This is a genomic window from Levilactobacillus humaensis (assembly GCF_024345185.1).
Taxonomy (GTDB): Bacteria; Bacillota; Bacilli; order Lactobacillales; family Lactobacillaceae; genus Levilactobacillus; species Levilactobacillus humaensis.
In genome coordinates this window covers 14425-26322 of the sequence record NZ_BROB01000003.1, presented here as the reverse complement: position 1 = coordinate 26322, position 11898 = coordinate 14425, and the positions used below count along the sequence as shown (strand labels likewise).

The window sequence follows — 11898 nt, the reverse complement described above, 5'->3', positions numbered from 1 at the left end:
GTTATCAATCACCTGATAACGACTTAATTATACACTTATTCACTTTTACTATTAGGCTGAGAGTTCTTGACTTCATCAGCTAACTTCAATAATTCATACGCGTGTTCCAACGCTAACTTCGTCACCTGAGTTCCGGCTGACATTCGGGCCAATTCATCCACTCGGTTGGATTCGTCTAACCGTCTCAAAGAAGTTTCAGTCCGTTCACCCACGATCTTCTTCGCAATGAAGTAGTGGTGATCGGCCATAGCCGCCACCTGTGGTAAATGGGTGATACACAAGACCTGAGATTCTCGAGCGATACCACTGATTTTCTCGGCAATCGCCTGGGCCACTCGGCCACTGACCCCCGTGTCGACTTCATCAAAGATAATGGACGTAATCCCCTGAGATTCAGAGAAGATGGTCTTGAGCGCCAACATAATCCGGGACAGTTCCCCACCGGAGGCAATCTTCGCCAAGGGCCGCATTGCCTCTCCAGGATTGGTCCGCAGGTAAAATTCCATGTGGTCGAGTCCAGTGCTTAGTAGCCCCTCATTCTTGGGCCGGGAGAAACGAACGGCAAAGACCGTTTTGGCCATATAGAGATCCGCAAGTTCCGCGTGAATGGCCTTTTCCAACTTCTCAGATGCATGGTGCCGGGCCTCACTCAGCTGTTCACCCACCTCGTGAAGTTTGGTTTCCTGCGCGGCTACCTGTTCTTCCAGGTCGTCGGCTTGTTCGTCGGTCGCCTGCATCTGTTTTAATTCCGCCGCAATTTTATCGTAGTATTTGAGCACCTGTGACTCGGAGTCGCCATACTTACGTTTGAGTTGATTGATCACGTCCAAACGCTGTTCGATGGCATCTAGCCGGCCTTCATCCCACTCGAGTAAGTCCAGTTGCGAAGATACAGCACCCACGGCATCCGTCAGCGCGTAGTAAGCCGTTTCTAAGCTATCACTGATCTGTTTGAAGGCCGCGTCAAAGTCGGCAATGCCCTGCATGGCTTGCAGAGCACTACTCAGTTGGTCGGTCACGCCCGGTGCGGTCTCCTCACCCGTCAACGTCATCTGACTCCGTTGCAGGGCATCGTTGATCCGTTGATAATTATCCAAGCGGTCCCGTTCGGCCACCAGCTTATCCTCTTCCCCGGGTTGGAGGTTGGCAGATTCAATTTCGTTGACTTGGAAGGTCAACATGTCTAAATGTTGCGCCCATTCTTTTTCATTCGTCCGCCGATTCTCCAGTGTCGATTGGAGTTGGGTGTAGCGCCGATAGATCTGCCCATAATTTTCACGGAGTTTAGCCACCTTGGCCCCGGCAAATTCGTCGAGCATCCCCAGGTGCTTCTCCGGCTGCATCAGTTCCTGATGCTCATTTTGCCCGTGAATATCTACGGCCGTCTCGCCAATCCGTTTCAGGGTGCTGGTATTGACCAGCATGCCATTGACCCGACAGGTATTGCGACCATTGGCGTGAATCTCTCTTTGGAGGATCACACTGCCATCATCATGATCGATCCCCAGTTCGTCCAAGACGCGGTAGGTCGTCCCGCCAGTAGGAAAGATAAAACTCCCCTGGATGATCGCCTTATCGGTCCCGGTCCGCACGAAGTTGGCCGAACCCCGACCACCGGCAAGTAAGCCCACGGCATCAATGATGATCGACTTCCCCGCCCCGGTTTCCCCGGTTAAAACGGTCATGCCATTCTTAAAGGCCACGTCGAGGTGGTCGATAATTGCAAAATTTTTAATCGACAGTTCTTGTAACACGTGTTGACCCCCTAAATAAAACGACCACCGCTGCTTATCAGCTTGTGCTGGTTAGTCAGTCGTGGTCGATCTCTAATCCGCAATCATGCGGTTAATCGTCTTTTCCAATTGTAAGGCACCCTGATGGGAAACACAAATGGTGAGTACCGAGCTATCGTCACCCAGCGCACCAAATACAAATTCATAGCGCATCTGTGTCAGTAACGACGCAATGACTGGACCGTTACCCGGTAACACTTTCAGGATCGTTAGGTCGCCCTGAATGGCGAAGGAAACGTAGGCATTCTGTAGGGTGCGTTGTAATTTTTTCTGCGTATCAATCTTTTTCTGAACGGGGAGACTGTAGCGATAACCGCCGGACTCCGCGGGGAGCTTGACCAGTTGCATCTCTTTAATATCCCGTGAGATGGTGGCCTGGGTCACGTGAATCCCATCCTCGGCTAGGAGGTGGACAAAATCCTCTTGTCGTTCAATTTCTCGCGCAGTTAATAAACGTTTTAATAACTGTTGGCGTTCCTGTTTCTTCATACTTGGCCCCCCTTATACGGATAAAATGCATAATCTTATCATATACCAGAGCTTAGTATTTGGAAAGCAAATTCTCATAAATTTCTCATAATCTATTTATTTAGGCCTTCGTAACCCGCGTCAAGCGTGTCTTCAACGGAAACTGAACTTACACAGACTGCATTTTTATCAACTGATTTGAGATGCACCAGGAACTCAATATTTCCTTCGCCACCCTTAATTGGTGAATAATCCAGTCCCAGGACGCTGTAGCCGGTGGCCACGGCAAAATCAATGATGCTCTGGACCACCTTGGCGTGAACGGCGCGGTCGCGGATAATCCCGTGGGCCCCGACGTCCTCACGATCGGCTTCAAATTGCGGCTTAATGAGGGCAACCACGTCACCACCAGTTGCTAGAATGCCCTTCAATGGTGGCAGGATGAGCTTCAATGAAATAAAGGACACGTCGATCGAGCTGAAGGTTGGCTGACCATGGGTAAAATCAGCCAACTGGCTGTACCGGAAGTTCGTGTGTTCCATGACCACGACTCTTGGATCCTCGCGGAGCTTCCAGACCAACTGATTACTGCCAACGTCTAAGGCATAGCTGAGCTTCGCGCCGTTTTGAAGCATCACATCTGTAAATCCTCCGGTCGAAGACCCAATGTCCAGAACCACCCGGTCGGTCACATCGATGTCAAAGACCTCGAGAGCCTTAGCCAATTTGAACCCACCACGTGACACGTAAGGTAAGGGGTGCCCCTTTAAATGCAATTCGGTATCGGCTGGTATTAACGTTCCCGGCTTATCCAAGCGTTCTTCATTGGTCCCTAGAATTTCTCCGGCCATGACCGCCCGTTTCGCCTCATCGAGCTCGTCAAATAACCCTTGTTCCACTAATAACTCCGCGACTCGCTTTTTCTTCATGCGTTCACCCGTTTCGTGTCAAAATAACTAAAGAATGCCCGTAATAATGAGGCATCGGTACCGTCTGGGAGATCGTCCAACGCCGCTTGTCCGGCCGCAATGGTCTGAATGAGGGCCTGATTGGCCCCCTGCAGTCCGAGCTTGCCCGGATAGGTATTCTTGGCTTCCCCGGCATCCTTCTGGGTGGCCTTACCTAATTCCGCTGCCGTACCCACGACATCTAAGATATCGTCGTAGATCTGAAAGGCCAGACCAAAGGCATCGGCAAACCGCAAGTAAGCCGCACGTGCTGCTGTTGGAACGCCACCCATGATGAGTCCCGCGGCGACCGCATAGTGCAGCAAGGCCCCGGTCTTTTCCTTATGTAGCACCCGCAGATCGGCTAACGGTAAATCGACGGCCTCGGATTGAATGTCCTTGGCCTGACCCGCGACCATGCCCGCCGGACCGGCCGCCTGGGCCAGTGAGGTCACTAGCTCCGCCTGAACTGAAGCGTCGAGATCGGTGGCCGTCAGCCATTGAAAGGCCAGCGTCAACAGACCATCCCCAGCCAGTGTGGCCATCCCGGCCCCAAATTTCACGTGGTTGGTCGGTTCGCCTCGCCGCAGATCATCATTATCCATGGCCGGTAAATCATCGTGAATCAGCGAGTAGGTATGCAACAACTCCAACGCCATGATCGGTCGCCACATCCGTTTAAGGTCGACGGCCTGCCCTAGCGTCTGTACGGTTGCCACCGTCAGTAAGGGCCGCAAGCGTTTGCCCCCAGCCAAAACCGAATACTGCATGGCCGCAGCTAAACGATCGTCACCTGTGTCCTGCGCGATGGCGTCGGCCAATGGTTCATTCAGTTGCGGTAACCAGGCAGCCTCAAACGTTGCCAACTGAGTCTCAATCGGCATTGTCAGAGCCTCCTTGAGGGGTCTCAAAGGCCTGTTCTTGATCGTTGTCGTTCATCATGGTTGCCAGGGTCTTCTCGGCACCTTGCAGCGTTGTCTGGAGGGTCTTACTGAGGTCGACCCCCTTCTTGAATTGGGCGAGGGCTTCTTCCAACGGCACGTCGCCTTGTTCCAATTGGGTCACGATCTGTTCAAGCGTAGTTAAATTTTCTTCAAAGGTTGGTTGCTTTTCTTCAGTCATCTTGTTGGGTCTCCTTATCTGGTGTGATGCCCATAATCTCTGCGGAAGCGGTCCCGCCATCCAAATGAATGGTGGCCGTCTCCTGCTTCAAGTCTGTAATGTGACGAACCACGTGATCGTCTTGGACCACGTATCCGTAGCCTCTACCCATGATCTTCAGTGGACTCAGATAGTCCAGACCATTGGCTAATCGGCCGACTTTTTCCTGTTGGGCCGCCAAGTAGCGGGTAGCCGCGGCCGTCAAACGCGTGCGCAATTGTGCCACGTCCTGTTGTCCACGTTGAACCCGAGTTAACGGATTACGGCTACGTAGCCCTTGTTGGGCCAGCGCCACGCGTTGCCCCTGTTGGCGTAACTGGGCCTGCATGTTACGTTGTAAGCCTTGTTGGGCGTGGTCTAAGCGCTGGACGTAGGTCTCGTAGAGCCGTTGCGGTTGCTGGAACACGTAGGCCTTCAGGAGCTTATTCAGGCGTTCCTGCTGGAAATTAATCCGGTTGGCCATGGCATTGTATAGCCGGGTGCGTTGCTGCTGGAGTTTTAGAATCTCGTCATTTAAGACGGGAACCGCCAGTTCGGCCGCAGCCGTCGGCGTCGCCGCTCTAACATCGGCGACCAGGTCGGCGATCGTGGTATCCGTTTCGTGACCCACTGAGGAGATAATCGGCAGGCGACTGCCCGCAATGTCCCGCGCTACCGACTCTTCATTGAACGGCCAGAGGTCTTCAATTGAACCCCCACCACGACCAATAATCAGCGTGTCATAACTGCCATTAGCGTTCACCCGCTGAATCTGGCGGACCAGATCCGGGGCCGCGCCATCCCCTTGAACCACGGCAGGATACAACACGATCTGTGCGATCGGGTAACGTCGGCGAGTCGTCGTAATAATATCGCGGATGACCGCTCCACTGGGACTGGTAATCACCGCAATCCGTTTGGGGAAGCGTGGCAACGGTCGTTTAGGGGCACTAAATAAACCTTCTGCCTCTAGCTTTTTCTTCAATTGTTCATAAGCCTGGTAAAGCTGACCGATCCCGTCTGGTTCCATACGTTCGACGTAGATCTGGTAGCTCCCACTAGGTTCATACAGCGAGATGCGGCCGGTCACCAGGACCTTCATCCCAGTTTCCGGCGTGAATTTTAGTTTTTCGAAGGCCGACCGAAACATAATCGCATTAATCTTAGCGTGATCGTCCTTCAGGCTGAAGTATTGGTGCGCATGCGGCCGTAACCGGAAATTCGAAATTTCACCGGTCAGATAGATCTTTCCCAGATAGGGGTCGACGTCAAATTTACGTTTTAAGTATTGCGTTAAGGCCGTTACCGTTAAATAATCATTGGTTGCCACGTTGTTCACTCCACTCACAAATATCCACGGTTTGTTGCATCAAAGTCGCGATTGTCATCGGACCCACGCCACCGGGAACCGGCGTGATGGCCCCGACACGGTCAAAGACCCCATCAAAGTCAACATCCCCCGTCAGTTTTCCTTGGTCGTCGCGGTCCATCCCCACGTCAATCACGATGGCGCCCGGCTTCACGTCGTTGGCCTTGATCAGGTGAGCGACACCAGTTGCCACGACCAAGACATCAGCCTCACGGGTCACATCACTCAGATGTTTGGTATACACATGGGCCGTAGTGACCGTCATGTCGGCATTCAGTAGCATGGCTGCCATGGGCCGGCCGACGATGCGGCTACGGCCCACCACTACGGCGCGCTTTCCTCTTAAATGAATGTGGAGAGAATCCAACATCGTCATGATTCCCCGTGGGGTACAGGATACAGGATAGTTACCTGGTAAATTGTTGAAGAGGCGGCCCACATTAACGGGATGGAAGCCATCCACATCCTTTTTAGGATCGATGGCGGCGACCACGGCTTGTTCGTCGAGTCCCCGCGGTAATGGTGACTGCACGAGAATCCCGTTAATGGTCGGGTCCTGATTGTACTCGGTCACGACACCCATCAGATCGGCCTGGCTAACCGTTGCGGGTAGTTCCCGCACAACGGACTTGATCCCTAGCTTCACGGCCTTACGATGCTTGTTACGCACGTATAAGGCACTGGCCGGGTCATCCCCCACGATAATCACGGCAAGCCCAGGCGTAATTCCCCGTTCCGCTAGCTTAGCGACGCGTTGCTGGGTCTGTGCGTTCAGGTCCTTGGCCAATTGTCTGCCATCAATAATGGTCGTCATAAATTCTCATCCTCCCCAAAATCTTGCAAAGTTTAACTTCCATTTTAGCATATCTTTTCTGAAAACGGGGTGTCGATTCCCCCGGACTTTCAGATCGGATGACGCGAGACCTGGGCCAAATAAAAAGACGTTTGGGACGGCATCCCAGACGCCTTATTTCTAGCTTATATCGTCGAAACGTGCGCCAAAAGGTAGCTGGTTTCGGTTATCAGCCTTAATGCTCACCAGCTAACCGCCTTCGGTCCCACTCTCATAAAAAAAGCCCAAGACATAAGGTCTCAGGCTTCTCAATTAATCTTCTTGGTTGGGCTCATTGTCCAGTGTGTGGGCCAATACCCCATTGATGAACCGTCGTGAACGGTCGTCACTAAACATCTTGGCTAATTCCAAGGCTTCGTTGACGGCCACTCGGTCGGGCACCTCATCCACGTGGTCAATTTCAAAGAATGCAAGTCGCATGATCACAAGATCAGTCTTTGCAATTCGTTTTAATTGCCACCCGGTACTCAGATACTGGTCGATTTGGGCATCCAGTTCTGTTTGGTACTGGAGAACACCGTTAACCAGCGTCGACAAGTACTCCGGCACGGGGACGATTTGGTTGGGATCATCGGTCAGAACACGCTGGTAGAGCGCGTCATGATCGGCTTCAGGGTTGGCATTTAATGCAAATAGCATTTGGAATGCACGTTCCCGAATCTGATGTCGTGTAAGTGTCACTATTGGTCACTGTCTCCTTCGTCGCTCTGGTTAAACAGGTGATCGGGATCGACCTGCTGCGCCGTCTTTTCGGGAATGACGCCTTCCACGTGAACGTTAACTTCACGTAAATCAAGGTCGGTCATGAACAACAATTGTTGTTTTACGCTGTCTTGAATGGCTAAGGCAACCTTAGGAACCGCTACCCCGTAATCCAAGTAAACGTACACGTCAACTGCTAATTCATCGCCGTCAAACACCAACTTGACACCCTTGCCGTGTTGTTCCTTACGGCCAAGGAGTTCTGTCACGCTGTTTGCCAGTGAACCACGCATCCGCGCAACGCCTTCGGTTTGGCTGGCCGCAATGCCCACGATAATTTCGAGGACTTGTGGGGCCACCTCAATTCTGCCGAGTGCGGGTTCCTTTGATTCTAAAATGATATTAGTATCTTCTGCCATTCATTGACCCTCCCTTACTGATTAAACGTTGGACTAATTAAGCACGGGAAATGTAGGTCCCATCGGTCGTGTTGATCGAAAGCTTGTCCCCTTCGTTAACAAAGAAAGGCACTTGAACAACTAAACCAGTGTCCATCGTAGCAGGCTTGGAACCACCAGAAGCAGTGTTCCCCTTGATACCAGGTTCAGTAGCCTTAACTTCCAAGACAACCGTGTTTGGTACTTCGATTCCCAAGACTTCGGAACCGTATTGAATCAAGTTCACATCCATGTTTTCTTGTAAGTACAAGAGTTGTTCCTTGATGGATTCTGAAGGTACTTCGATTTGTTCGAAGTTATCCGTGTCCATGAAGACACGACTGTCACCATCTTCGTAAAGGTATTGCATGCTACGAGTTTGGATGTCAGCTAATTCCATCTTGGCACCAGAACGGAACGTCTTTTCTTGAACGGCACCTGTCCGTAAGTTCTTAAGCTTTGAACGTACGAAAGCGCCACCCTTACCGGGCTTGACGTGTTGGAACTCAACGATCCGCCAGATAGCGTGATCAACTTCGATAGTTAAACCATTTTTAAAATCAGCAGTAGAAATTGCCATAATCTTGTAGCCTCCTAAAATATGTCCTCTTTATAATATCAATTCTTACCCATAAAAAGCAAGACAGTAGCCGACTTACAGAATAATTAAATTCCGTGGGGCAGTCGTGAGGATCTCGTGCCCAGTCGCCGTGACCAAGATATCGTCTTCAATTCGCAAGCCACCCTCGTTGGCGAAGTATACCCCGGGTTCAACCGTGATGACTTCGTTAGCGGCCATCACATCCGGCCAATTACGCCCGATGTTTGGTCCCTCGTGGATGTCCAGTCCGATCCCATGACCGGTCCCATGGATAAAGGCCTCGCCAAAGCCGCGGTCCGTCAGTAAGTCTCGACCAATCCGATCGAGCTCACCGCCGGTAACGCCCGGCTTGACTGCCGCAATGATTGCCTGTTGGGCATCTGCCACCGCCTGATAGGCTGATCGCAAGTGTTCACCAGGGTCGCCCAGCGCGACGGTCCGAGTCACGTCAGACGTGTAGCCGTCAACGTAGAACCCACAATCGATGGTGACCATCTCGTGGTCGGCCAGAACCTTGTCACTCGCCGATCCATGAGGCCAAGCGGCGCGTTTGCCACTTGCCACGATCGTCTCGAAACTGGTCCCAGTCGCACCATGATCCAACATCCATTCACCGAGCCAGTTGGCCACCTGCCGCTCCGTCTGACCGACCTTAATCTGATCAAACAGCGCGGTTAAACCTTGACTCGTCAGCGCAGTTGCTCGGCGAATCGCAGCCAATTCAGTAGCGTCCTTAATCTGGCGGAGATTATCAACCACGCCAGCCATCGGCACGATGTCTGTCAACAGGTGCTCGTCTAACCACTGATACTCGTTGAGCGGTAAACTATCCTCAATCCCGAGCACCGTGGCTCCAGCGGCCTGTAAGCGGTCATTAACGGCCTGCAGGTAGTCACGGGTAATCACCAGTGGCATCTGTGGCACCGTCGTCTGAAACTCCGTCTGATAACGAGCATCCGTGATGAATACCGCCTCATGTGCCGTGACGAGCAGATACCCGTCACCGCCCTCCAAGCTAGCTCCCGCGAGGTACTGTTGGTTGCTGGCATTGGAAACCAAGAAACTATCGATACTTAACCGGTCAAATTGCGCTTGTAAACGTTCAATTCGAGTTGTCATGGACCGAACCTCCCTTGCTTTCTAAGAGAAAAAAGAAGAACTCAAAGCGAATTGGTCTCGCCTCAAGCTCTTCAGTCGTACGAGGAAAACCTCGTGTTATTTAGCTGCTTCTTCTGCAACTGGGTAAACGGATACTTGTCGCTTGTCGCGGCCGAGTCGTTCAAATTTAACAACACCGGCAACCTTAGCGAACAAAGTATCGTCACCACCGCGGCCAACGTTTACGCCAGGGTAAATGTGCGTCCCACGTTGACGGTAAAGGATTGAGCCACCGGTAACGATAGAGCCGTCAGCAGCCTTCGTACCAAGACGACGACCAGCTGAGTCCCGACCGTTGGCAGTGGACCCACCCCCTTTATGGTGAGAGAAGAATTGTAAGTTCATGTTCATCAGCATCTGTTTCACCTCCGCAATTTTAATCTTTTATTTGAGCGAATTTAACAAAATCCGCGTAATTTTCGGCTACATCCTTTAATCCATCCTCAAAACTCTGGAGGAGAGTCTGTCCCTTTAATTCGGCCGTTGCTTCCAGCTTTGGTGGTAGGGTAACTTCCAGAAAGCCCCCTGCCTGATCTCGATTGTCGACTTGCACCGGAATCGAAGCGACCCGTTGTAAGCCATTGACAGTACTGATCGCAAGCACCGATACCGCAGCACAAACAATGTCTTGACCGTACTCACCTGAGTCAGCATGGCCAGTGATTTGAAATGAATTGATTCGGTTGGTTCCATGATGGAACGTCGCATGAATCACGGCAATCGCCTCTTTAATCTTTGAGCTTAAGCGTTGATAGCATCAACGACAACCTTGGTATATGGTTGACGGTGACCTACCTTCGTGTGTTGGCCCTTCTTAGGCTTGTACTTGTAAGAAACAACCTTCTTTTCCAGACCCTGCTTTTCAACAGTTCCAGTTACGGTTGCGCCTGCAACAGTTGGCGTCCCGATCTTAGGCTTGTCACCACCGACAAAGACAACTTGGTCAAAAGTAACCTTTTCACCAGCTTCAACGTTCAACTTTTCGACGTAAACAGCTTGGCCTGCTTCGACCTTGTACTGCTTGCCGCCAGTTACGATAATTGCGTACATGGATGTGCACCTCCTTATATAGTTAGACTTAGACTCGCCGAAAACAAGTGCTCCGCAAGCGGAAAACTTAATGACTCGTCCCGAGCGGTTGCAGCTGTGGAAGTCCACAAATACAACATGAAAATTATACTTGATGGGGTTCTCTACGTCAAGCCTTTTCTGTAACCAACGCGGAATCCAAGCCGACTAACGAGAACCAATCGGCCAGAAGCGTGACTTCACTGGCGGCCAACTGTCGAAAGGATTGGGCTAAAAAGTCGGGTCGATAACGACGATTATCTGCCAGCCAGGCCTCAACCAGCCCTAGGAAGCTGGCCGTTAAAAAGGTAATTTGAACGTCCAGTGGTGGATTTGACGTGACCGGCACGTGCTGGCTATAGGTCTGCAACTCCTGAGAGAAGCGTTGCCGCAACCGTGGCCGGAATTGTGAAAATTGTGGGTCAAACAACACCGACAAGATTTGATGATTGGTATCCACGTAACGTAGTGCGGGGCCCAGAGCAAAACCGCGGGTCAGCTCGCCGTCTGGGGCCAAGGTGGTCTTCGCTGCGTCGAACCACTCTGTAATCACCTGCTGTTCGGTCTGTGCCAATAAGTCCGCCTTGTCCTTATAGTGAAGATAGAAGGTTCCTCGGGTGATCTCAGCAGTTTTGGTGAGTTGCTGGACTGAGATCTGCCGAAAGGCCTTGTGTTGGAGAAGCTGGCTGAGCGCCTGTCGTAACCGATCATTGGTCCGTACGACACGCGGGTCTTGTTGTCCGATAATGATGACCTCCCTTCCCATGAGTCGCAAAAAGGAATCGAAACTTGCGCCACGATTCCTTCAGTATCTATCAGTAATTATGAGCCTGTCGGTCGAGATTGACCTGACGTTTGGCCTCATAGGCTGCTTGAATCTCGTCTTGACTGAAGCCGAAATCCACGAAACCCCATTTCAGAAAGAGCCGCCAAGCATGACGGAAATCTTCCTGGCGATGCGCAAAGTGACTGTTAAACACCATGCGTTTCAAAATTAAGTACTGCTGATCCAGATCCTTGGCTGGACGACTCTTCTCAAGTCCGGCCAGATCCTCCTCGGTCGTCATGATCAGATGCGTCCAGGTCTTCTTGGCCGCAACCAGGAAGAAGAAGTCCATGGCATCGGTATACTCGGTCAATAGCGTTTCTCGCGCCGTCTGACCATCCGTTGCCTTGCCACGGTGAGTCTTCCAGACCTTGAACCACTCCGAGGTATTGGCGATCTCAGCGAGTTCAACATCTAACGCCACATAGGCGTTCTCAATCTGCGACTGACGGGACATCTCAATGTCCTTGTCCGCCGTAATTTGTTCGTCCAAGGCAATGGATTGTTGGACCAATTTGGCTAACTCTAACACGCTG

The 11898-nt window shown here is 51.7% G+C and carries 16 protein-coding genes and 1 other annotated feature; all 16 genes read right to left on the bottom strand.

Annotation, left to right across the window (positions count from 1 at the left end):
• Positions 1-35 precede the first annotated feature (35 nt).
• Positions 36-1754, bottom strand: a complete 1719-nt coding sequence (recN, locus tag OCU14_RS01295) for a DNA repair protein RecN (RefSeq protein ID WP_261809436.1) — start codon at positions 1752-1754, stop codon at positions 36-38.
• A 72-nt stretch (positions 1755-1826) separates the two neighbouring features.
• Positions 1827-2282 (bottom strand): arginine repressor, encoded by a 456-nt coding sequence (locus tag OCU14_RS01290; protein WP_057877924.1) that lies wholly within the window; start codon positions 2280-2282, stop codon positions 1827-1829.
• Between the two features lie 92 nt (positions 2283-2374).
• Positions 2375-3190, bottom strand: a complete 816-nt coding sequence (locus tag OCU14_RS01285; RefSeq protein WP_261809435.1) for a TlyA family RNA methyltransferase — start codon at positions 3188-3190, stop codon at positions 2375-2377.
• On the bottom strand, positions 3187-4092 hold the full coding sequence (locus OCU14_RS01280; protein ID WP_261809434.1) for a polyprenyl synthetase family protein: 906 nt from the start codon (positions 4090-4092) through the stop codon (positions 3187-3189). The genes OCU14_RS01285 and OCU14_RS01280 overlap by 4 nt, the downstream gene beginning before the upstream one ends.
• Positions 4082-4330, bottom strand: a complete 249-nt coding sequence (locus tag OCU14_RS01275) for an exodeoxyribonuclease VII small subunit (RefSeq protein ID WP_057877926.1) — start codon at positions 4328-4330, stop codon at positions 4082-4084. The genes OCU14_RS01280 and OCU14_RS01275 overlap by 11 nt, the downstream gene beginning before the upstream one ends.
• Positions 4323-5678: an exodeoxyribonuclease VII large subunit gene (gene xseA, locus OCU14_RS01270; protein ID WP_261809433.1), complete on the bottom strand. Its 1356-nt coding sequence runs from the start codon at positions 5676-5678 to the stop codon at positions 4323-4325. Before xseA ends, OCU14_RS01275 begins: the two co-directional genes overlap by 8 nt.
• Positions 5665-6531 carry a bifunctional methylenetetrahydrofolate dehydrogenase/methenyltetrahydrofolate cyclohydrolase FolD gene (gene folD / locus OCU14_RS01265; RefSeq protein WP_261809432.1) on the bottom strand — a complete coding sequence of 289 codons (867 nt, stop codon included), beginning with the start codon at positions 6529-6531 and terminating at the stop codon, positions 5665-5667. Before folD ends, xseA begins: the two co-directional genes overlap by 14 nt.
• A 291-nt stretch (positions 6532-6822) precedes the next feature.
• Positions 6823-7251: a transcription antitermination factor NusB gene (gene nusB / locus OCU14_RS01260; protein ID WP_125546161.1), complete on the bottom strand. Its 429-nt coding sequence runs from the start codon at positions 7249-7251 to the stop codon at positions 6823-6825.
• Positions 7251-7691 carry an Asp23/Gls24 family envelope stress response protein gene (locus tag OCU14_RS01255; protein ID WP_057877930.1) on the bottom strand — a complete coding sequence of 147 codons (441 nt, stop codon included), beginning with the start codon at positions 7689-7691 and terminating at the stop codon, positions 7251-7253. Before OCU14_RS01255 ends, nusB begins: the two co-directional genes overlap by 1 nt.
• Before the next feature lie 37 nt (positions 7692-7728).
• On the bottom strand, positions 7729-8289 hold the full coding sequence (efp, locus tag OCU14_RS01250) for an elongation factor P (RefSeq protein WP_261809431.1): 561 nt from the start codon (positions 8287-8289) through the stop codon (positions 7729-7731).
• A 75-nt stretch (positions 8290-8364) separates the two neighbouring features.
• Positions 8365-9429, bottom strand: a complete 1065-nt coding sequence (locus OCU14_RS01245; protein ID WP_261809430.1) for a M24 family metallopeptidase — start codon at positions 9427-9429, stop codon at positions 8365-8367.
• Positions 9430-9525: 96 nt separating this feature from the next.
• Positions 9526-9819, bottom strand: coding sequence for a 50S ribosomal protein L27 (rpmA, locus tag OCU14_RS01240; protein ID WP_057878009.1), 294 nt, complete (start codon positions 9817-9819; stop codon positions 9526-9528).
• A 25-nt stretch (positions 9820-9844) separates the two neighbouring features.
• Entirely contained in the window at positions 9845-10183 is a 339-nt protein-coding gene (locus OCU14_RS01235) for a ribosomal-processing cysteine protease Prp (RefSeq protein ID WP_057877933.1), read from the bottom strand.
• 26 nt (positions 10184-10209) lie between these two features.
• Positions 10210-10518, bottom strand: coding sequence for a 50S ribosomal protein L21 (gene rplU, locus OCU14_RS01230; RefSeq protein ID WP_125574539.1), 309 nt, complete (start codon positions 10516-10518; stop codon positions 10210-10212).
• Between the two features lie 20 nt (positions 10519-10538).
• Positions 10539-10618, bottom strand: a sequence feature (ribosomal protein L21 leader region).
• 48 nt (positions 10619-10666) lie between these two features.
• Entirely contained in the window at positions 10667-11302 is a 636-nt protein-coding gene (locus OCU14_RS01225) for a TetR/AcrR family transcriptional regulator (protein ID WP_261809511.1), read from the bottom strand.
• 49 nt (positions 11303-11351) lie between these two features.
• Positions 11352-11894 carry a dUTPase gene (locus OCU14_RS01220; protein WP_261809429.1) on the bottom strand — a complete coding sequence of 181 codons (543 nt, stop codon included), beginning with the start codon at positions 11892-11894 and terminating at the stop codon, positions 11352-11354.
• Positions 11895-11898 lie beyond the last annotated feature (4 nt).